The organism is Metaclostridioides mangenotii, assembly GCF_017873185.1.
Classification (GTDB): domain Bacteria; phylum Bacillota; class Clostridia; order Peptostreptococcales; family Peptostreptococcaceae; genus Metaclostridioides; species Metaclostridioides mangenotii.
This window is the reverse complement of the sequence record NZ_JAGGJX010000001.1, coordinates 1,024,227-1,046,154: the sequence shown is the minus strand read 5'-3', so window position 1 is coordinate 1,046,154 and position 21,928 is coordinate 1,024,227. Positions and strand designations below refer to the sequence as shown.

Below are 21,928 nucleotides of genomic sequence, written 5' to 3'. Positions count from 1 at the left end.
GGTATTTATGGAAGATTTCGTTGCACAATTTATTAACGTGGGTGCAATCGGTGTTATAGCATATGTTTTATTTAAAAACACGCTAGAAGAAAAGAAACAGGATCGAGAATTATACAGAAAAAGTGTAAATACATTTACTGAGACTTCAAAACAATATGCTGATAGTATACAGAACTTGAGTTTACGTATGGAGAATGTAGAAGAGGGTAACGAGAGGATCGAAAATAAACTTGATAAAGTTTTAAATAAATAAAAGGGGTGATTTTATGGATATTATGAGTTTTATACCAGAACAGTTAATTATATTGGTAGTAACGTTAAATGTGCTAGGATTTGCATGTAAGAGCGTACCTAAACTAGATGATAGATGCATACCGATTGTTTTATTAGCTATCGGAATAGTATTTAGTACTTGTATTGTAGGATTCTCTGTAACTGCAATTATGCAAGGTATCTTGTGTTGGGGTGTGGCTATAGGAGCAAATCAAACAGTTAAACAATTTAAACAATAGATAAGGGGGAGTAATTTATGGGTTTAATGCAAAGTTTATTACCGAGTTCAAAATATAATAGGAAGTGTCCATATAGTATGACACCTATAGGTGTATGTGTTCACAACACATATAACGATGCCCCAGCTATAAATGAAATAACATATATGAAGAATAACGACAGTAGTACAAGCTACCATATTGCAGTAGATGATAAAGTAGCAATACAAGCTATTCCGTTTAATCGCAACGCTTTTCATGCTGGCGATGGCGGCAATGGCACTGGAAATAGAAAATATATAGCTGTAGAGATTTGTTATTCTAAGAGTGGTGGCGAAAGATTTAAGAAAGCAGAGTCTAGAGCAGCTAGTGAAGTTGCTACAATACTTAAACAATATGGTTGGGGAATAGAAAGGGTTAAAGCACATAGAGACTTTGCTAAGAAGGATTGTCCGCATAGAACAAATATGACTGAGTTTAAAAAACTAGTTCAAGATGAGTTGAATAAATTGACTAATAAAACACAGCAACAACAAGGTTACGAAAATGCAATAATCTATAGTGGAGATAGAGACAAAGCAGCGGCAATTATAATGAGAGAATATCTCCCTAATTCAACTATAGTAGATATTGCAGACTATAAGAGTTACATGTGTAGAAATGCTTACGCTATAGGTGGTGGAGCAAGTAAAGGGTTAGAGAAGTTTCCAGACAATGTTACTAAGTTTGTAGGTAATAACTTTAAGGAGACATATAGGAAAGTAGTAAAGTGGTTGGAAAATAGAAAATTGATGTAGATAGTAAAAGGGTAGCTTATTGCTACCCTTATTTTTTATTAAGTTATTTTCATTTAATATTGTTAAAATAGCTTTTTATAAATTAAAACTGGCAACTCTTTTTCATACAATGCAAGTTTCTCTACCAAAGTAATGAAATGTGGCATTTTCGTATGTCGTTGCAACGCTTCTATATCTTCCCATTCCTCAATGAGGGTAAGGTTATTAGAATTGTCTAGTTCTTGAAATAGCTCATAAGAGACACATCCTTTTTCTTTTAACGTCTCCTTTACCAATAACTGATACAGATTCAGAGCATCAGATAAACAGTTCTCTTTTATGACACTTCGTTGAATTACTTTTATCATTTACATTTCTCCTAACGTTTTTTTCGGATAACTCAGTATTTAGTATAAAAGATACCCTTATTTTTATTAATCAAGCACATGTATTATAACATTAATTTGAATATTGTTTTACAAAATGAATGCTTAAAATAACCTATCATTGATCATACTACACCTAAGAGGTGATAGTATGGATATATTCGACGAAAAAGGAATCAAGCCAATGCTAATAGCAGAACAACAAGAGGCATTTGACTCTCCGGATTATATATTTGAATTAAAATTAGACGGTATTAGATGTATAGCGTATTTAGATAAAGATAATACAGATTTAAGAAACAAAAGAGATTTTAAGTTGATACCAAGGTTTCCAGAGTTAGACCAGCTACATAGATACGTGAACGAAAAGTGTATACTTGATGGGGAACTTATTGCAATGAATAATGGAGTTCCAGACTTTTACGAATTGCAAAGAAGGACATTATTAAATGATCCCTTTAAAATGCAACTAGCAGGCAAGAAGTATCCAGTAAGTTTCATTGCATACGATATAATCTACTATAAGGATAAGTTAGTTACAGATTTACCTTTAATAGAACGAAAGAAGTTATTAGATAAGACTATAAATGAAATGGATAGATTTGCGATATCTAGATATATAGAAACTAACGGAAAAGCACTATATCAAGTAGCTGAACAACAGAAGCTTGAGGGTATTGTTGCAAAGCATAAAGATAGTAAATATTGGTTTGATAAGAAATCAAAAGAATGGATAAAAATTAAATACATGAAGGATGAGGACTTTGTGATTTGCGGTTATATTTTAAAAGAGAACAATATGACTAGTTTAATAATAGCCAAATACAATAATGCTAATGAGTTAGTATATAAAGGACATGTTACTTTAGGTGTTAGTCTTAGAAAACTCAATCAATATAAATATAAAAAGACTGAAATACCACCTATTAAAGAAGTTCCTACTGGAAATGAAGTTGCAGTTTGGATAGAACCTACCTTAGTTGCTACAGTTGAGTATATGCCAAACGAAAGAGGTTCATTAAGGCAACCTGTTTTAAAAGGAATTAGGCAAGATAAGTTACCGAATGAGTGTATAGAATAAATAAGAGTAGCGTAATAGCTGCTCTATTTTTTTATGTAAAAATTCAACAAGGACACGCAATAAATGAATATAACTTACATAAGATTAAGTAAGCAGTATATAAAGTTACTTAAAAGGAGTTGATTTTTTGGCTAAAAAAGGGAATGTGTATCAGGTATCTTTTAAAGAAAATATACAAGAGATAGAGCTGATGGATTACATGTTAGATAAGGCAGAAATCATGGGGATTAGTACTTATATTAAAATGTTAATCAAGAGTGATATGGAAAAGAACAGAAACATTGAAAAAAATTTATAAATTAAAAGAGCCACAGGACTGGACCTCCATATGGCTCTAAACACTGATTGAATTATTAAAAATAATTCTTATATATAATTCTACAAAATTTTAATAATTCCTTCTTATTTATACAATTATCCTAAAAAAGTTCTTTGTAATATATCTATTAGGAGAGCAGCTCCAAACCACATAAAAGCTTCCATTTTATAACCTCTAGATAAAATTTTATATTAATAGTCTAACCATATTAAGGGGGATTTATTTATGTTATTAAAAAAGAAAGTTGTTGATACTTATACATTTAGAGAATTTAAAAAGTTAAATGAGTTAGAGACTATAACTTTACTAGATAAAAGCATAGATTATTTAAAAACCAATAAAAAATTATATTTAAAAATAGTAGTTATTATGGCATTAACTTTGCACTATAGCGTCAATCCTATCTATGCACAGAATATAGAAAATACTTTAAATAGCACATTTAAGCAACTTATTAATCTATTAATGAGCTTTGCCAAATACGGTTGTATCGCAATGGGTTTAAAGTCAGCAATTGAAAGTATGTTAAATGGTGGTAGTTTTAGAAATGCAACTATGTCTGGACTTCAATATTGGGCAGGTTATATTTTCTTACAGTTATACCCTAAATTATTTGAAATGATAAAAATATCTTAAAGGAGGGTTTAATATGAAAGGATTTGTAACAGAACAATTTGACAGTATTTTAGGTGCAATGAACAACGCTAGTTACAATGTACTGTTAATAGCTGGATTAGCAGCAGCTATTATGTATATTTTCGGATGGGATAAAGGTAAAAAAGTAGCTACTTTATGCCCAATCTTATATCTCCTAATAAAAATAATAGGGGGTGCATTACTTGTTTAAGAGAACTAAAATAATGAGGTTTAGTGAGCTAGTTGAAGTTAGAAAATCAGAATATGTAACGCTTCAATTAATACCCACTAAATCAAATAAAAATAATCAAACAGGAACGATTACATCCCTTATAAATAAAACATTTATGAAGTTATTCGGACAATTACTTAGATTGGAAGATAAGAAACTTATAATAGAGCATAGATCTAAAGTAAGTTTTTATATACGAATTACTAAAAAGGAAACACAATTCTTTTTTATGATACCTAAAATTCATTTAAATTTATTTAAAACTAAATTTGCATCTATATGGAAAAATATAGAGATTAAAGAGATAGATCAATTGCCTATAAATATAAATGATTTTTATAAATATCAACTCAAGTATAAATTTAAGGATTCTCTATCTTTAAACGTAGATAAAAGAAGCAATGACTTATTATCATCAAACATGTCTGTATTAGAAATATTAGAGAATGATGAAGAAGTAGGTATATTATATAATTTTATTCCAGTTAGAGAAAAGGAAACTAATTATTTTAAAACAGTTACTTATAAGAATGATATAAAAGATTACAAGAGCGGAAAGAATCTTAAACAATCTAAGAATGTAATTGATTTAGGAGTAATAACATTAAAGTTTTTCATAGATTATTTAAATGAGTTTATAAGTGGATTTTCAAATAAAAAGACTCTGTATAGAAGTACTTTTCTATCGGCTCCAAAGGAAGTATCTAGTAGCACAGAAAGAAAAATTAAGGGTGACTTATGTAAAACACAAATCGTTGTATTGACTAAATCTAAGGATATTAGTAGGGGAGAACAATTAGCAACATCTACATGTAATAGTTTTAAGGCTATATCTGATGATAACGAATTAGTGAGTAAAAAGATAACCAAACAAATTAATATTAAAAGTACTGTTTTACAAGGAGTAAAAGAAAATCACACATCAGAAGATGAATTACAAAATTTCATATCCTTACCTGGTAAAGAGTTGATAGAAAATTACAAGAATATAAATCATAATGAGATTGTTGAAAAAGCTGTGCCTGAATGCTTACAAAAAGGAGATATGCTTATCGGAAATGTTAAATACAAGGACAATAAACAGAAAGCGTACTTTAGTAGTCATGAACAGATTAAAAGAGCAGAAAGGGTTTTAATAGGTCCAAAAGGTAGCGGAAAATCACATAAAACAATTAACATGGCAGTAAATGCTATAAATATAGGGAGAGGGGTACAAGTAATAGATATAATAGAAGATTGCAAGATATCACAGGAGATTGCTAAAAATACACCTGTAGATAAATTGGTAAGGGTTAATTGTGCTGATATTAATTATATTCAGGCCTTCTCTTACAACGAAATACCAATTAATAAAGATATGGAGCCATTCGAAATAGTGTCAAATTCGATTAAAAGAGGTCAACAGTTACATGTATTGTTAGATTCTATTAACTCAGATACAAGTCAACTTACTGCAAGAATGATTAAGTACTTATATGCTGCATCTGCTATTGTTTATAGCGTTAAACCAAATGCAAGTTTAACGGATATTATAGATTGCTTATCTTGCGTGGAAATAAGAGATAAATATATTAATATGCTTAGTGATGAATTAAGAGATTTACTAGAAAACAGAATTAAGAAATTGAATGAACTTAATAAGGTAGAAAAAACTAAAATTGTAAATTGCGACAGTAAGGTTGATGGAATACTAGATCGTGTTTCTATGCTAGAATTGTCACTTGAAACTGAATTAGCGTTAAATAAAACAAGTGATAATAATATCAATTTTGTAGATGTCATACAACAAAATAAGGTGGTATTGATAGAAATACCAGAAGATGTATTTACCAACAGTGCATTAAAAAACGTTATGGCCACTTTCTTTTTAAGCAAAATATGGCTCGCTAAAAAGCAATTAGCAAAAGATCAAAAAGCTGAAACAGAACTGTTCTTCGATGAATTTTATAAATGCCCTAATGCAACACAAATTTTTGAAGAGATATTTGCAGAGGGTAGAAAATATAACCTTATTAGTACAGTGACACTACACAGTGTATATGAACTTAATAATAAATGTAGATCCCAACTTAGAAGTGGCGGAGCGTCATATATGTTATTGTATGGATGCGATATACAGAATTTTAAATACTTAAATGAATATTTTAGCAATTGCGGATATGAAGAAGATGACTTAATTAACTTAAAAGAATATCATGCTTTATGTTTAATAAAAAATGAAGAGAAGAATTATTCTAGTTTTATTGCGAAACTACCTGCTTAATTGTAGGTAGTTTTTTTATGTAAGAATTAATGAACTTTAATTAAACTTATACAAAAAAATAGAGAAATCAAAATAAATAGATTTCCCTCAAGGTCACTTTAATCGATTACACTTAACGTTTATAACATCTTAAAACAAGTTTAAGAACGCTACGCTTGTAATTCACTTGTGTAATAAAGTGTATGCGTATTAATTGTTAAATGTGCATGTCCTACAATAGAATTCTAAGAAAAAATATAAAAGACATCCAAATAGTTAGATCTTTTATTTTGCCGTCATTTTGCCACCGTAAATAATAAATATAAGAGTCTAAATAATAGATATATATATACTATAAGTTGACAAGTTGTTTACTTTAAACCGTTTAAAATTCAATGTATATAGTCTTTATATATACTACATATATGATATATATTAACAAGTTGTGGTAAGATAGTTACATTCTTACAATTAACAGGACTTGTCGATGTATTTGGTAAGGTATTTGGACCAGTTATGGGTATCTTTGGACTGCCTGGAGAATCTGTTGTTGTATTGATATCAGCATTCTTTGCGAAAGCAGCAGGTGCTGCTACGGCGGCAAACCTGTTTGCTCAAGGTCTAATAACAGCTCCACAAGCTACAATACTTATAATGCCATGTATGTTAATGGGTACACTAGTTGGACACTATGCAAGAATAGTGTTAGTTGCAAATACTAGTGCAAAATATAGAGGAATATTGCTATTAGTTCCTATATTCGACTCAGTGGTAGGTATGTTACTTATGAGATTATTCTTAACTTTATCAGGGCTTATGTAATTTAATTATTCTTAAGTTTGAATATAAAAAATACAACGTTTGCATAAAAATGTTTATATAGTTTACAAAATATCAAATGCAGTTTATAACTGCATTTGATATTGATTTTTAAATATAAAATCTTAAATTATTATATTGTAAACCTTTAAAATTGGTGATAACATATTTTTAGATACATTAATTTAGGAGGAATTGACATGAAAGAGATATGCTTAAAAAATGATACTAAAGTTGCTATTAGAGATGGAAAAAAAGAAGATGCACAAGCGGTAATCGATTTCTACAATGAAGTGGGCGGAGAAACTCCATTCTTATCTTTTGGAAAAGGAGAATACAAAGCGTCTCTAGCTGATACAGAGTCTGGTATTGAATCATCAAAGTCTTCAGACAACTCAGTCATGCTGATTGCATTTGTAGGAGATGAAATAGCTAGTATAGCTACTATTGATTCTAATCAAAAGGCAAAGGGCAAGCACGTAGGAGTATTAGGTATAGTTGTAAAAGAAAAGTACTGGGGAATTGGACTTGGCAAAGAACTTATGATAGATCTAATAGAATGGTGTAAGGGCAACGGAATCACTAAGAAAATAACTCTTGTTACCAATGAAGAAAATACTAAAGCAATTGAACTTTACAAAAAAGTAGGGTTTGGTGTAGATGCAATACTTGTAAAAGAGAACTTCTATGGTGGTGAGTACACTAATTTAGTAAGAATGTCTTTACTTTTAGGCATATAGACTTTTTTATGATTTTTTTCTTGCAATAAATTAATTAAATTACAATATTAAAAGACTAGATACATATCTAGTCTTTTTGACGTTTTTTGTATTAATTTATTGCAAAAATACTAATTAATATAATAAATAAAGAAAATTAATTATATTAATTAGTTTTAAAATGTGAATAATTAAATCTCTGTAGTTGTATTAATTTAAGGTTTTTAGAATTATGTAGTTGCGTGTGTTTTATGATATAATCAATACATAAAACTAATAAATTTCTAAGATAATTTGGAGGAATAAAATGAAAAAGTTGTCTAATATATCTTACGAATATTTGAACAGCAAACTTAAATATTTGAGATTATTATCAAAGACCTACCCTAGCATTTCAGAAGCTAGTGCAGAAGTAATAAATTTAGAAGCAACTCTAAATCTTCCAAAAGGAACTGAGCATTTTGTAACCGACTTACATGGTGAATATGAGCCTTTTGTACACGTATTAAAAAATGGATCTGGAGTTATCAAAAGAAAGATAGAAGAGCTTTTTGCGGAAACACTATCTGAAAAAGAAAAAAAGATGTTAGCTACATTAGTGTACTATCCTGAGCAAAAACTAGACCTTATAATAGAGCAAGAGACTAATATGGAGGAATTCTACAGACTAAATATATACAGACTTATTGAACTTTGTAGATACGCTTCTAGTAAATACACGAGATTAAAAGTAAGCAAACTCTTACCTGATGAATTTAAATATATAATAGAAGAATTATTACACGAAGATATAAAGAGTGAACATAAGGAAAAATACTTTAAAAGCATAGTAGAGACAATTATAGAAGTCGATAGAGCTAAGGAATTTGTAATAGACATATCTACTGTTATACAAAAACTTGTAGTGGATAGATTACATGTTATAGGTGATATATACGACAGGGGACCTAGACCTGATATAATAGTAGACAAACTTATGGAGCATCACTCTGTAGATATACAGTGGGGAAATCACGATATACTTTGGATGGGGGCTGCTGCTGGAGAGAAAACTTGTATAGCCAATGCCCTTAGGATTTCTGCTAGGTATGCAAACTTAGATATACTAGAAGATATTTATGGAATAAATCTTCTTCCGCTAGCTACATTTTCACTAGATACGTATAAAGACGATCCATGTGATCAATTTATGCCGAAAATAAGTGACCAAAACTTTACAACTAGAGAAAAGTCTTTAATGACTAAAATGCACAAGGCTATAAGTATAATTCAGTTTAAACTAGAGGGAGAAGTTATCAAAAGAAGACCAGAGTTTGAAATGGAAAATAGGCTTCTGTTAGATATGATAGACTACGATGCGTCTACAATAAATTTAAAGGGAAAGACTTACGAGTTAAACGATACTAATTTCCCTACAATAGATAAAAACGATCCATATAGACTTTCTGAAGAAGAAAATATGGTAATGGAGAGATTGGCAACTTCGTTTAAAGGAAGTGAGAAGCTACAAAAACATATTTCATTTTTATTTTCCAAGGGAAGTATCTATTTAAGAGCAAACTCAAATCTGCTTATACATGGATGTGTACCGTTAAATGAAGATGGAAGTTTTATGTCTATGAGTATAAAAGGAGAAGAATTCTCTGGAAAAGAACTAATGTTAAAAATGGAGTCTACAATTCGAGAAGGATTTTTTATGCAGAAGAGATGTCCTAATAAGCAATACGGTATGGATATGATGTGGTATATGTGGACTGGTAAATGTTCTTCACTGTTTGGAAAAGACGATATGACGACATTTGAGAGATATTTTATAGATGATAAAGAGTCACATAAAGAAAAGAAAAATCCGTACTACAAACTTAGAGAAGATGAAAAAGTTTGTAGAAGTATATTCGATGAATTTGGCTTAGATTATGAAGAGTCTCATATTATCAACGGTCATGTTCCTGTTGAAAGTAAAAAAGGAGAAAGTCCTATAAAAGCCAATGGAAGAATTCTAGTAATAGATGGAGGTTTTTCTAGAGCTTACCAGAGAAAGACTGGTATAGCTGGTTATACACTTATATACAACTCGAGAACTCTACAGCTAGTATCACATGAGCCGTTTAGCTCTGCAGAAGAAGCTATAGAGAATGAGAGCGATATACTTTCAACTACTGTTGTAGTTGAGCATAAAGCCAATAGAAAAATGATTAGGGATACTGATGATGGGGAAGTTATTCAGGAAAAAATAGACGACTTAAAACTACTCCTTTTGGCTTACAAAAAGGGGTTAATTAAATCAGGCCAAGATAATTTGGTTTAAATATAATTTAAAAAGGGGATAAAGTCTATGAAAACCAAAGAATTGTCTACACCAAACTTTATATTAAATCTAGATGTACTAGAGAATAATATAAAAACTGTTCAGGAGTTGAGCGACAAAAATAAAAAAGAGCTTTGGCCAATGACGAAGACTCATAAATCATCTGCAATAGCAAAGATGCAAATTAAATATGGAGCTAAAGGTCTTTTAGTAGGAACTGTGGATGAAGCGGAGTCTTTTATAAAAGCTGGAGTAAAAGAGATTACTTTTCCATATCCGATAGCTAATCCAGTCGATATAAAAAGAGTTATAGACCTTACAAAAAGGGGAAGAGTTATACTTAGTTTTGATAATGTTGAAAGTGCAAAAATCTGGAATGAAATGTTAGTGGAAGTAGACTCTACATTAGAGTATTTTATTTTAATAAATTCAGGACTTAATAGATTAGGGGTACTTCCAGAAGATTGTGTATGGTTGGCAAAGAAATTATCAGAGTTTAAAAACTTAAAGTTAATCGGTATAAGTACTCACCCAGGACATGTCTATGGAATCACTTCTGGTAGTGGGGTAGCTGAAATATCAAGACAAGAAATCGCTACTATGTCTACAGCTAAAAATCTACTAGTGGAAAATGGTTTTGAAGTAGATGTAGTTGCTTCAGGAAGTACACCTACATTCTTTGATGTTGTAGACGATGAAGCTTTGGATGTACTTAGACCAGGAAATTACGTGTTTTACGATAATATTCAGCTGTCGCTAGATGTATGTAAAGAAGAGGATTGTTCTCTGACTGCTCTTGGAACAATAATATCAAGACCAAGTGAAAATCTATTTATAGTAGATGTTGGAAGTAAGTGTTTGGGATTGGATAAAGGAGCTCATGGAAGTGCTTTGATAACTGGTTTCGGAAGAGTTAAGGGACACAATGAATTAAGTGTAATCGGCTTATCTGAAGAAGTTGGAAAAATACAAATAGAAGGCGATACAGATTTAAGTATTGGCGATAAAATAGAGATAATACCAAACCACTCTTGTTCTTGTTTAAATATGACAAGTTATGTTGTTGGATATAGAGGGGATGAGGTGTCTGAGATAATAGATATCGATGTAAGAGGTAACTCTAAAAAGCCAGTTATATAAAATTGTTTAAGAATAAGCCCCTAAATTACAATTTAAAAGTTGTAATTTAGGGGATTTTATTTATATATTGACCTATCCCCTAGGGTTCGATTTAAAATGGTGATTTTTATAGCAGCAATGAAAAAAATAAGAGTTTTTTGAAAAGTTAAATACATTTTAGAAAAATTAATTGAAGTATTTCCAGAGGTTTTGGAAGGCGAAAAATGAAATAAATTAAAAATAGAGTAAATTAAAAGAGGTAGGAATTTTATATCAATTGTAATTAAGGTTATTAGGCTTTAATTTACTAGTTGATATTGAGATGCCTACCTTTTTGTGTTCATTTAAAATTTCTGGTTATATTTTAGGACATGTAAAAATAGAATTATATAAACAAGAGAGGAGGACAAGGAATGAATAAATTACCAAGAGAAATAATCAAATCACTGTCGCCACACATAAGAGAAATCATAGAAAAAATATCTAAAGAAGATGTAAGAATTACAGGAAATTTTGAAATAGAAGAGATAAGATTAAGAGCTAATAAACCGCTTATATTAAATGCAAACAATACAGACTACTTTTACGATGCAGATACAGAGGGTCTAAGTATCTATCCATTAAATCCTTATATAGTTACGAAGGAGGATGTGGAGCAGACTTTTCAAATAATTTGCAAGTACTCAATACACTCTTTTATGGACGATATACAAAAAGGATTTATTACACTTAGCGGAGGGCATAGAGTTGGCTTAGTTGGAAAAGTAATAGTTGAAAATGGACAAGTAAAGAATATCAAGCACATATCATCTCTAAATATAAGGGTTTCAAGGGAGATTAAGGGATGTGCCGATAAGATATTAGGATATATTATAGAAGGAAAAAATAAAGTTAACAATACAATAATAATATCTCCTCCACAATGTGGTAAGACAACGCTTTTGAGAGATATAGTTAGAAATTTAAGCAACGGAAATGAACAACTAGGATTTCATGGTATGAAAGTATCTCTTATAGATGAACGTAATGAGATAGCCGGATCGTATTTAGGAATTCCTCAAATGGACGTTGGAATTAGGACAGACATAATTGAGACATGCCCTAAAGAACTCGGAATAACGATGTTACTTAGATCGATGTCGCCAAATATAATAGTTACAGATGAAATAGGAAGTGAGCAGGAAGTAAAGTCATTGTACACGGCTCTAAATGGAGGTGTAGGTCTGATAACAACTGTACATGGGGATTCTATTGAAGATATAAAAAATAGAAGAGAGCTAAGCAGGCTGCTTGACGAAGAGCTATTTAAAAAAGCTATAATACTCTCCGCAAAAAATGGAGCGGGAACAATTGAAAAAATATATGATCTAGAAGAAAAGAGATGGTATTTTGCAAATTAAAATAATGCTGATAGGATTTTTGATAGGTAGTAGTTATTTGATAGGTGAATACATCTATAAAATGTATGTAAGTAGGCACAGGCAAATAAATGACCTTATAAGAATTCTTGAAATAATAAGGATGGATTTATCATTCGGAATGTACACATTAGAAGAGATATTCGACAGAGTTGGGGATAAAGATTCTTCAGTTTACTCTAGATTTTTTAAAAGCATGTCGTACGGTTTAAAGAGTGATGATATAGGGACTCTCGATGATATATTAACTAGTAATATTGTTATTTTAAATAAAGATACGTATTTAGCATCTAAGGAAGTAGATGAAGTGAATAAATTGATCGCGACTTTGGGAAAAAGCGATGTAGAATCTCAGCAAAGGATGATAGACCTTACAATTGAGAATTTGAAGAAACATACTAGTGAGACAAAAGAAGATATAACAAAAAAAGGAGTGCTTTATAAAAAGTTAGTGACATTTGTAGGTATTGGTGTATGTATAGTTTTATTTTAAAACAAAATAAATTCTACTTAGGGGTGATAATGTGGATATAACTTTAATTCTAAAGGTAGCAGGTATAGGAGTTCTTATTTCAGTGTTAAATATGGTTTTAGAAAAGACTGATAGAAAGGACTGGACGGGACTTACAACTTTAGCTGGCGTAATAATAGTTCTTGGACTTGTAATAACAGAGATTAGTACGCTTTTTAACACTGTTAGAACTATGTTTCAACTTTACTAGTAGGTGGTGATAATTTGGAAATAATGCAATTAATCGGAGTTGCACTCGTTTCAACTACACTCTGCTTAGTAATAAAAAAAGATAGACCTGAAATAGCAAACTTTATAGCAATTATTACAGGCGTAATAATATTAATGTCTGTAGTATATAAACTCAATTTTATTATAGAGGGAATACAGGGATTAGCAGACAAAGCAAATATTCCTACAATGTATATATCCTTAATTATAAAATTGATAGGAATAGCGTATCTAGTGGAGTTTGCTATTTCACTTTGCAAGGATTGTGGGGAAAATAATATAGCCTCAAAACTTGAATTTGGAGGGAAGATAGTTGTAATGTCGATGTCTTTTCCAATTTTATTATCTATTGTGGAGATGGTACTTAGTATTATTCCATCGTAATAAATGAGAGTGCAAAATAAATACTTATAGCTAATGCGAGGAGTAGATAACTTATGAAAAAAACTTTTTTTAAGTTAATGTTGATTTTTCTAACCACTCTATTGTTGTTAAATGCACTGTCACTAAATAGCCATGCAGAAGGACAAAGTGAATTTGATGGAACACAAAAGAGTATTGACAGCTATATTAATGGGCAATTGGACAAAGTAAATATTGATGAAATACAAAAATATTTAAATGAAGATGATGTATTAAATGATGTAGATTTAAAGACATTTATAAAAGATCTCTTTAAAGGAGAAAAGAATATATTTGATCTATTTAGCAAAGATGGCATTAAGATATTGCTATTTGACGAGTTTAAAGCAAGCTTAAAGGTAGTTTCGGTGATATTAGTACTAGCACTACTATCGGCTATTCTAAAAAGTTTAGACAACTCATTTGCATCTGGAGCAGTAAGCCAGATAGCCACATACATAATTTTTATAACCATGGTCTCGCTTACCTTGGTCGGATTCAAGGACGTGCTTGAAATATGCTACAGCAGTATCGACAGGACTATTTCACTTATGCAGATAATGATGCCGATACTTATAAGTTTCTTGCTCTTGATTGGTTTTCCAATTACATCGACTACTTTAAATCCTATATTTCTAGGTGGAGTTACATTTATAAATGTAGTATTTAAAAAGTTCTTATTTACATCAATGATAGTTGCTTTTGGAGTACTTATAATAAATAATCTATCGAAAAACTTAAAGCTAAAGAAGATGTTTTCATTTATAAAGCAATTTAATCTAGTTTCTATAGGAGCTATGTTTACAGTTTATTTGGGACTAGTGTCACTTCAGGGGCTTTATGTAACTAGTTTTGATAAGTTTAGTATGAAGACTGCTAAATTTGCTGTAGGAAATTTTATACCAGTTGTAGGAGGATTTGTTTCAGATTCTATAGATATAATTCTTTCGTCTTCGCAGCTTATAAAAAATATATTTGGGGGAATTGGACTTGTTATACTTATAGGTCTGTGTATCGTGCCAGTTATAAAAATTATATCTGTAATATTCGTGTACAAGGCAGTTGCAATTGCAGTAGAGCCAATAGGTGAAGAGAGTATTTCTACTTTTTTAAATGAGGTCGCAAATCTTATGATAATAATGTTGGCTTCAGTTATCGCAATATCTGTAATGTTTTTCGTCACAATAGCCATTCTCACATCAATAAGTGTTGTTGGTCGGGGATAATCGTATGGGCTAAAGTTTAGATTGAGGTGTATTTTATGTTCGAGAGCGTTAAATTGTGGATAGTTAGTGTTTTGATAGGTGCTTTTATAGTAAACATAGTCGATATGCTTTTGCCTAAGTCTTCTATAAAGCCTTATATAAATTTAGTTCTGAATTTTATATTCGTATTTATAGTAATAACTCCAGTAGTAAATTTTTTTAGCAATAATATAAGTATGGAAGATAGAATTTTAAAATCTATGAATGAATACAATAAGAAGTATGAGGATAGTTCAAATTATTTAGCAAAAGAGACCGGGACTACTTCTAGTCTCTCAAGTGGATATGAAGAAAGCCTAAAAGAGGTTATAAAACTCAAACTAGATGATTACGGATATGATTTAGAAGATATAGAATTAGATGGATCGAAGATAAATAATATAAAAATAAAAGAGAAAAATAGTAATAAAGAAAGTCAGACAAACATAGAATCTAGTGAAAAAGAAAATTCTAAAGAAGTCTTTAATAAGAAAGATGAACATAAGCTAAAACTAAACCAAGACAAACTTAAAAATGATTTAGTAAAAGTACTGGATGTTTCAGTAGAGACAATACATATTGATAAATAGGAGTTGAAAAGATGTTTAAAAACTTTTTTAAGAATCTGAATGAAAAGGATAAGAAAAAGCTTTACTCACTGGTTATAGTAGCAGGAATTTGTGTAGTATCCCTGGTGTTGTTATCAGTATTTCCTAACGGTTCCAAAGATAAAGAGGAAGCTGATGAAGGAGCTGCAGATGAAAATGTAAGTGTTTCTGAGAACTCAAATCAAGCAGATATGGAAAATAAATTGACGAGAATACTTACAAAAATTGAAGGTGCCGGAGATGTCGATGTAATGGTTACTTTTGAATCGAGTGAAGAGATTCAACCAGCATATAATTCTAATCAAACTACCGAAACGACAGAAGAGAAGGATGCGCAGGGAGGAGAGAGAACTGTTACTACATCGAGCGAAAACAAAACAATGATTACATCTGGATCAAATGATTCTGTGGTAATAAAAACTATAGAGCCGAAAATTAAAGGTGTAATAGTAGTAGCTAGCGGTGCAAGTAGTCCTAAAGTTAAAGAAACTCTTTATAGCGCAGTGCAGACTTCGTTGCAAATAGCAGGACATCAAGTTGAAATATATTCTAAGTAAGCGAATTTACAGTCTGTATTTAAGTAAAATAATCAAAATAACTTGTTTTAAAAAATAAATTATTATTACATATATGGGGGGAAGAATATGAAATTTAATTATAAAGGAAGAGGATTTGTTGTACTATCACTTACAGTAATGCTTATAGCTGTAGGTACAGTAAACTATAAACTTAGTAAAAAGTCACTACTTGAAACATCACAAGAATTTAAGGCGTACGAACAAGCGCAATACGAAAAAAACACTGAAAATGCTAAAACTGATGAAGCAGATTCAAAAGATACAGTGAACAAAGAAACAGCTAAAACAGAAGCAGAGAATAAAGAAACAGAAATACAAGTAGTAGATAGCAAAAACAGCAAAATAGATGAAAAAGTAACAGAGACAAGTAAACAAATCAAAGAGCAATTATCATCAGAAAAGAATATGAAAAAATCCACTTACATACTTGATATGAAAATGACTAGAGAAAAACAGAGAAATGAGCTTGTTCAGGATTTAAATGAAATGATAAATAATCCTTCTACTACAGAAGAATCTAGAAAAGAAGCATCAAATATGAAACTTAGCTTAGTTAAGAGTCAAGATACCGAGCTGAAGATAGAGAACATACTCAGTACAAAGGGATATGAAGAAGCCCTAGTTTATATAAGCGATGGCAAAGTAAATGTAGTAGTAAATGAAAAGAAAATAGATAAAACTGATGCAGCAAAGATATTTGACCTTGTTGCAGAGCAGGCAAATGTTGAGTATGAAAATATAAAACTTACAAATAATAGTAAGTAAAAGTTTAGGGGCATTATGCCCCTTTTTTATTTATAAATTATAGGTACTGAGTATAGAGTAAAATAAAGAATTACTAAAGCATAAATTATCTACCTTAAGAAAAAAAAAGCAGATTTTAAACTTTTTTATATCTATTGTAAAATATTTTATAGTATAGATAAGTTTGGTTATAAAAAACAAGAAACTACATAAACTAAATATTAAATATAGTTTTAGTCAACCCTACCTTGCAAATATCGGTAGTATTTGGTATCATTATACTTATAAAAAAACTACCTTAAAATGGGAGGTAAATGTTAATGGAAGAGAATAAATTTGGACAAGTAAAGATATCAAATGATGTAATAGCTACAATAGCTGGAATAGCAGCATTAGAGGTTGATGGTATAGAGACATCTACAACTTTTACAGATAAATTGTTAAAAAATAATGGCGTTAAGATACAGGTTGATGATGATGATGTTAGCCTAGATGTAATGATCGTTATAAAACATGGCAAACCAATACCAGAAGTAGCTGCAAAGGTTCAAGAAAACATAAAAAATACTGTTGAAACAATGACAGGGTTAGTAGTTTCTCAAGTTAATATTCACGTTCAAGGAATCAGCTTTAAGAAAGAAAAAGTTGAGAAAGAAGAAACGTCTAAAAAAAGCTAATCTATACCCTCTGATATTTCAGAGGGTTATTTGTTTTTATATATATTATAATTTAAAGGAGAATCACATTTAATGAAAAATGATAGAGCACAAAAGGTAACTACCAGAGAGTATATGATGAAGTTTATGTATCAGGTAGAAATAAACAAGAAGGAAGAGGAAGACTTATTAGAGTTAGTAGAAGAGTTTTTAAATTCAAATACAGAGTTCATAATAGAGAGATACAAAGAACTTAGAGAAAAGTATTCAAATGATAAGAAACTTGAAATAGATGTTGAAGAGATAGAACTTGAAGATGCAGTAGATAAAGACTACGTTGTAAGTTTTTGTGTAGCAATAAATGAAAATAGATTAAATATAAATCGATTAATAAATAAATACGCTAAAAACTGGACAGTGGACAGAATGCCTAAAGTAGATTTATCTATACTTAGAATATCTATATGTGAAATTCTTTACATGAATTTGCCTAATAAAATTTCTATAAATGAAGCTGTCGAGCTTGCAAAGATTTACTGTGATGACAAATCTCCAAAATTCATAAATGGAATACTTGGAAGTATTGTAAATGAAAACGAAAAATAACATAGTAATTGGAATTGACACTAGCTGCTATACTACTTCAATAGCAGCTATATCTTTTGATAGAGATATTATTTTAAATGAAAAGATAATGTTAAAAGTCAAAAAAGATTCTAAGGGGCTTAGACAGAGCGAGGCAGTTTTCCAACATGTAAATAATCTGGGATATATAAGTGACCAATTGAATAAAATACTAGAGGAATGCAATGTAGTAGCGATTTGTGCATCTTCAAGACCTAGGCCTATTGAAAACTCATATATGCCTGTTTTTACAGTAGGTCATAATTTCGCGAAGCTATATTCAACGATATCAGGTTCTAAGTTTTATGAGACAACACATCAAGAAAATCATATAGAATCAGTTATACTAAATTCTAGGATTAAAAACACAAAAAGATTTTTATCAGTTCATATATCTGGAGGAACCACAGAGATTTTACTATCAGAGAAGTTGAGTGAAAATTCAGTAAATGGAGATTATAATATAGAAATAGTAGGTGGAACTAGAGATGTGAGTTTTGGGCAGCTTATAGATAGATTGGGAGTTGAATTTGGATATGAATTCCCTTGTGGAAAATATATTGACGAAAATTCTTTGAATTGCCACTTAAATATAGATAAGGGATTAAAGACCTCTGTAAAAGACGGTTATATGAATCTATCAGGGATTGAAAATCAAATAAATAAATTTATAAAAGAAAAGTATAAGGATATAGAAAGTGCGGACAAAAATTACGTATCAAAATTACTAATGGATACTCTTTCTAGAAGTCTTTCTAAATCACTTATTTATATATGTGAAAAATACGAAGTATATGAGGTATTATTTGCAGGCGGTGTTTCTGCTAGTAAATATTTATCAAAAAGCATAACAGAAAAGCTCTCTGAAAATGGTATTAAAGCATATTTTTCAGAGCCTAAGTATTCAACAGATAACGCAGTGGGTTGTGCTATAATAGGTTTAAACAAATTTTTAGGAGAATAAATATGGAAATTAGAGCTTTGGATATAAGTGAGGCAAATTCATATATAAAGAGAATATTGATAAACGATCCCATACTGGATAACCTAAAAGTAAAGGGCGAGATATCGAATTTTAAAGTGCACAGTAGTGGAAATGTCTATCTATCTTTAAAAGATGAAAATTCTAAGCTAAACTGTGTAATATTTAAAAGCAACTACAATAAAAACTTAGATCTAGACAATGGAACTAATGTTGTTGCAAAGGGATATATTTCTGTATATGAAAGAGATGGAGCGTATCAACTATATATAAATGAAATAGAAATAGAAGGAATAGGAAACCTCCATATCGAGTTTAATAAATTAAAGGAAAAGCTGAATAAGGAAGGCCTGTTTGACCCAAAATATAAAAAGGCTATACCGAAAATGCCTAGCTCTATTGGAGTAGTAACATCGCCCACTGGAGCTGTAATTAGAGATATAATAAATGTAATAAAGAGAAGATTCCCTAAAGTTAATATCAAACTTTACCCAGTAAATGTACAGGGAAGTAAATCTAAAGATGATATTTGTGAAGGCATAAGATTTTTTAATAATATAGAAAATGTAGACACAATCATAGTTGGACGTGGAGGAGGATCTATAGAAGAGCTTTGGTCTTTTAATGAAGAAGATGTAGCAAGAGAGATATTTAAATCAAAGATACCGATAATATCTGCAGTTGGACATGAGACCGATTTTACAATATGTGATTTTGTATCGGATATGAGGGCTCCAACGCCATCTGCTGCAGCTGAACTTGCAACTCCATCTATTGATGAAATAAATTATAAACTAATAAATATAAAGAATAGAATATCAAAATCTTTAACAAATCAGATCAATATTGATGAATACAAGCTAATGACTACATTTGATAAAATAAATAGCTATTTAGAGTCGTATATTATTAAAGATAAAATTATACAACTAGATAAGATATATGATAAAATAACCTTTGGGGTAGAAAATAATCTCAAATTTAAAATCGAAAAACTTGTGAATACAGGTGCAGTTTTACACAATTTAAGTCCTTTAGCAACTATGGATAGAGGATATAGTATTCTCCAAAAGGACGGAGATGTGGTTAAGAGCGCGAATGATCTAAAGGTAGATGAAAAAGTCGACATTGTGCTAAAAGATGGTAGCATAAACTGCACAATTGATAATATAAAAGTAGATGAGGTATAGATAATGAACCTAAAATATGAAGAAGCATATTTGAGACTTGAGGAAATACTTAGAGATTTAGAGTCTAATAACGCTAGCCTCGACGAGTCATTAGAACTTTACGAAGAAGGTATTGCTCTTTACAAGCACTGCAATAAGCTTTTAGAAGACGCACAACTTAAAATAAGCAAGTTCAATAGACTTGGTGTAGAAGAAGAGCTAGATTTAGGGGAGGAATAATATGGAATTCAACAGTTCATTGAAAGAAAGAGCAAGTCATATTGAAAATATTTTAAAAGAAAATATGCCAAAAGAAGAGGGCTATCAAAAAACTGTAATAGAAGCTATGAACTACAGTCTTAGCGCAGGTGGAAAAAGACTAAGACCAATCCTAACTTTAGAGGCTTGTAAAATTGTCGGAGGAATTGAAGAAGATGCGATTCCATTTGCAGTTGCAATAGAGATGATACATACATACTCACTTATACACGATGATCTTCCTGCGTTGGATAACGACGACATGAGAAGAGGCAGACCGACAAATCATAAGGTATACGGTGAAGCTATGGGAATTTTAGCTGGAGACGCGCTTTTAAATTACGCATTTGAAATTATGTTAAAAGGATCTCTTGGCAAAAATAACCCAGAAAAGTATTTGAGCGCAGTGTATGAAGTAGCTAGGCATGCTGGAATATACGGCATGATTGGCGGTCAAGTAGTAGATGTTGAAAGCGAAGATAAACAAATAGGTAAAGAAAAATTAGATTATATACACAACAATAAAACCGCTGCTATGATAATTGGATGTATGAGAGCAGGAGCAATAGTTGGTGGAGCTGATCAAGTCGAGCTTGAGAGCGTTACTAATTATGCAAAAAATATAGGTCTTTCATTCCAAATAGTAGATGATATTTTGGATATAGTAGGCGATGAAGAGAAGCTGGGTAAAAAGGTAAACAGTGACATAGAAAATAATAAATCAACATATCCATCTTTACTAGGATTAGAAAAATCTAGAGATATTGCGACAGAATTGATATCAGATGCTAAGAATAGTATAGAAACTACATTTGAAAGCGTGGATTTTTTGAAGGGATTAGCTGATTATATTATTTCACGAGAATGTTAAAATCAAATCTGTAGAATTCTTAGGAGGGTGACATGGAATTTTTTTTAGAGCTTCTAAATAACGGCGCTTTGGGTATAAGTATAGTAGCTTGTTTTTTAGCTCAATTTATAAAGATATTCACAGGGAAAAACAAAAGAATAGAGCTAACAAGAGTACTGACATCAGGTGGTATGCCGAGTTCTCACAGTTCATTTGTAACTAGTTTAGCAACAGTTGTGGGGCTTGAGAAGGGCTTTAATTCAACAGACTTTGCTATAACAGCAGTTTTGGCTCTAATAATAATGTACGATGCCGCTGGTGTTAGAAGGGCTGTTGGAAAGCAAGCTATTATATTAAATCAAATAGTAAATGATATTCAGCATAATAAGCCGATAGAGCAGAAAAAACTAAAAGAACTTATAGGTCACACTCCTATGGAAGTTTGGTTTGGTGGACTGCTTGGGGTACTGACTGCTTTAGTATTAATTTAAGCGTAAACTGTCTTGAAAAAAGTTGTTTTTGGGA

The 21,928-nt window shown here is 30.7% G+C and carries 28 protein-coding genes; 27 read left to right on the top strand and 1 reads right to left on the bottom strand.

The genetic code is table 11. The features are described from left to right. The first annotated feature begins 7 nt into the window (after window positions 1–7). From J2Z43_RS05010 to J2Z43_RS15130, 3 genes are read left to right on the top strand one after another with little or no spacing between them, the layout of a single operon-like run. Entirely contained in the window at window positions 8–253 is a 246-nt protein-coding gene (locus tag J2Z43_RS05010) for a hypothetical protein (RefSeq protein ID WP_209456119.1), read from the top strand. Window positions 254–266: 13 nt separating this feature from the next. Next, the gene (locus tag J2Z43_RS05005) at window positions 267–512 is read left to right on the top strand and encodes a phage holin family protein (protein ID WP_209456118.1); all 246 of its coding nucleotides are present in this window, start codon (window positions 267–269) and stop codon (window positions 510–512) included. Window positions 513–529: 17 nt separating this feature from the next. Next, window positions 530–1,288 carry a peptidoglycan recognition protein family protein gene (locus tag J2Z43_RS15130; RefSeq protein WP_209456117.1) on the top strand — a complete coding sequence of 253 codons (759 nt, stop codon included), beginning with the start codon at window positions 530–532 and terminating at the stop codon, window positions 1,286–1,288. Between the two features lie 62 nt (window positions 1,289–1,350). On the opposite strand, the gene J2Z43_RS04995 is transcribed toward J2Z43_RS15130, so the two are convergent. Continuing rightward, window positions 1,351–1,635 (bottom strand): putative quinol monooxygenase, encoded by a 285-nt coding sequence (locus J2Z43_RS04995; RefSeq protein ID WP_209456116.1) that lies wholly within the window; start codon window positions 1,633–1,635, stop codon window positions 1,351–1,353. Window positions 1,636–1,804: 169 nt separating this feature from the next. Between J2Z43_RS04995 and J2Z43_RS04990 the strand changes: the two genes are divergently transcribed. The 24 genes from J2Z43_RS04990 to J2Z43_RS04875 all read left to right on the top strand — a co-directional run bounded on the left by J2Z43_RS04990 (window position 1,805) and on the right by J2Z43_RS04875 (window position 21,894). Beyond that, window positions 1,805–2,734, top strand: coding sequence for an ATP-dependent DNA ligase (locus tag J2Z43_RS04990; RefSeq protein ID WP_209456115.1), 930 nt, complete (start codon window positions 1,805–1,807; stop codon window positions 2,732–2,734). A 127-nt stretch (window positions 2,735–2,861) separates the two neighbouring features. Further along, window positions 2,862–3,032, top strand: a complete 171-nt coding sequence (locus tag J2Z43_RS04985) for a hypothetical protein (protein ID WP_209456114.1) — start codon at window positions 2,862–2,864, stop codon at window positions 3,030–3,032. A gap of 246 nt (window positions 3,033–3,278) precedes the next feature. After that, complete coding sequence (locus J2Z43_RS04980; protein WP_209456113.1) at window positions 3,279–3,689, top strand: hypothetical protein; 411 nt, start codon at window positions 3,279–3,281, stop codon at window positions 3,687–3,689. A 13-nt stretch (window positions 3,690–3,702) separates the two neighbouring features. Then, entirely contained in the window at window positions 3,703–3,900 is a 198-nt protein-coding gene (locus J2Z43_RS04975) for a hypothetical protein (RefSeq protein WP_209456112.1), read from the top strand. Further along, the gene (locus tag J2Z43_RS04970; protein ID WP_209456111.1) at window positions 3,893–6,184 is read left to right on the top strand and encodes a hypothetical protein; all 2,292 of its coding nucleotides are present in this window, start codon (window positions 3,893–3,895) and stop codon (window positions 6,182–6,184) included. The genes J2Z43_RS04975 and J2Z43_RS04970 overlap by 8 nt, the downstream gene beginning before the upstream one ends. 411 nt (window positions 6,185–6,595) lie before the next feature. Beyond that, on the top strand, window positions 6,596–6,985 hold the full coding sequence (locus tag J2Z43_RS04965; RefSeq protein ID WP_209456382.1) for a nucleoside recognition domain-containing protein: 390 nt from the start codon (window positions 6,596–6,598) through the stop codon (window positions 6,983–6,985). A 197-nt stretch (window positions 6,986–7,182) separates the two neighbouring features. Further along, complete coding sequence (locus J2Z43_RS04960; protein WP_209456110.1) at window positions 7,183–7,722, top strand: GNAT family N-acetyltransferase; 540 nt, start codon at window positions 7,183–7,185, stop codon at window positions 7,720–7,722. Window positions 7,723–8,008: 286 nt separating this feature from the next. Continuing rightward, the gene (locus J2Z43_RS04955) at window positions 8,009–10,009 is read left to right on the top strand and encodes a fructose-1,6-bisphosphatase (protein WP_209456109.1); all 2,001 of its coding nucleotides are present in this window, start codon (window positions 8,009–8,011) and stop codon (window positions 10,007–10,009) included. Between the two features lie 27 nt (window positions 10,010–10,036). Beyond that, on the top strand, window positions 10,037–11,149 hold the full coding sequence (locus J2Z43_RS04950; RefSeq protein WP_209456108.1) for an alanine racemase: 1,113 nt from the start codon (window positions 10,037–10,039) through the stop codon (window positions 11,147–11,149). Window positions 11,150–11,541: 392 nt separating this feature from the next. Next, window positions 11,542–12,528, top strand: a complete 987-nt coding sequence (gene spoIIIAA, locus J2Z43_RS04945) for a stage III sporulation protein AA (protein ID WP_209456107.1) — start codon at window positions 11,542–11,544, stop codon at window positions 12,526–12,528. Beyond that, entirely contained in the window at window positions 12,518–13,039 is a 522-nt protein-coding gene (locus tag J2Z43_RS04940) for a stage III sporulation protein AB (protein ID WP_209456106.1), read from the top strand. The genes spoIIIAA and J2Z43_RS04940 overlap by 11 nt, the downstream gene beginning before the upstream one ends. A gap of 31 nt (window positions 13,040–13,070) precedes the next feature. Further along, entirely contained in the window at window positions 13,071–13,268 is a 198-nt protein-coding gene (gene spoIIIAC, locus J2Z43_RS04935) for a stage III sporulation protein AC (protein WP_024620734.1), read from the top strand. A gap of 23 nt (window positions 13,269–13,291) precedes the next feature. Further along, complete coding sequence (gene spoIIIAD / locus J2Z43_RS04930) at window positions 13,292–13,672, top strand: stage III sporulation protein AD (protein ID WP_234926066.1); 381 nt, start codon at window positions 13,292–13,294, stop codon at window positions 13,670–13,672. Between the two features lie 53 nt (window positions 13,673–13,725). Next, window positions 13,726–14,916, top strand: a complete 1,191-nt coding sequence (gene spoIIIAE, locus J2Z43_RS04925) for a stage III sporulation protein AE (RefSeq protein ID WP_027701583.1) — start codon at window positions 13,726–13,728, stop codon at window positions 14,914–14,916. A 35-nt stretch (window positions 14,917–14,951) separates the two neighbouring features. After that, window positions 14,952–15,524 carry a stage III sporulation protein AF gene (locus tag J2Z43_RS04920; protein WP_209456104.1) on the top strand — a complete coding sequence of 191 codons (573 nt, stop codon included), beginning with the start codon at window positions 14,952–14,954 and terminating at the stop codon, window positions 15,522–15,524. 11 nt (window positions 15,525–15,535) lie between these two features. Then, a complete protein-coding gene (locus J2Z43_RS04915) occupies window positions 15,536–16,099 on the top strand; it encodes a stage III sporulation protein AG (protein WP_209456103.1) in 564 nt (187 codons plus the stop codon). 87 nt (window positions 16,100–16,186) lie between these two features. Beyond that, the gene (locus tag J2Z43_RS04910; protein WP_209456102.1) at window positions 16,187–16,885 is read left to right on the top strand and encodes a SpoIIIAH-like family protein; all 699 of its coding nucleotides are present in this window, start codon (window positions 16,187–16,189) and stop codon (window positions 16,883–16,885) included. A 299-nt stretch (window positions 16,886–17,184) separates the two neighbouring features. Further along, a complete protein-coding gene (locus J2Z43_RS04905; protein WP_027701587.1) occupies window positions 17,185–17,541 on the top strand; it encodes an Asp23/Gls24 family envelope stress response protein in 357 nt (118 codons plus the stop codon). 72 nt (window positions 17,542–17,613) lie between these two features. Next, on the top strand, window positions 17,614–18,126 hold the full coding sequence (nusB, locus tag J2Z43_RS04900) for a transcription antitermination factor NusB (RefSeq protein WP_209456101.1): 513 nt from the start codon (window positions 17,614–17,616) through the stop codon (window positions 18,124–18,126). Continuing rightward, a complete protein-coding gene (locus tag J2Z43_RS04895; protein ID WP_209456100.1) occupies window positions 18,110–19,108 on the top strand; it encodes a Kae1-like domain-containing protein in 999 nt (332 codons plus the stop codon). Before nusB ends, J2Z43_RS04895 begins: the two co-directional genes overlap by 17 nt. Before the next feature lie 2 nt (window positions 19,109–19,110). After that, the gene (xseA, locus tag J2Z43_RS04890) at window positions 19,111–20,316 is read left to right on the top strand and encodes an exodeoxyribonuclease VII large subunit (protein WP_209456099.1); all 1,206 of its coding nucleotides are present in this window, start codon (window positions 19,111–19,113) and stop codon (window positions 20,314–20,316) included. Between the two features lie 3 nt (window positions 20,317–20,319). Next, a complete protein-coding gene (gene xseB, locus J2Z43_RS04885) occupies window positions 20,320–20,535 on the top strand; it encodes an exodeoxyribonuclease VII small subunit (protein ID WP_024620744.1) in 216 nt (71 codons plus the stop codon). A gap of 1 nt (window position 20,536) precedes the next feature. Next, entirely contained in the window at window positions 20,537–21,424 is an 888-nt protein-coding gene (locus tag J2Z43_RS04880) for a polyprenyl synthetase family protein (RefSeq protein ID WP_209456098.1), read from the top strand. A gap of 32 nt (window positions 21,425–21,456) precedes the next feature. Continuing rightward, window positions 21,457–21,894, top strand: coding sequence for a divergent PAP2 family protein (locus J2Z43_RS04875; protein WP_209456097.1), 438 nt, complete (start codon window positions 21,457–21,459; stop codon window positions 21,892–21,894). Window positions 21,895–21,928: the final 34 nt, after the last annotated feature.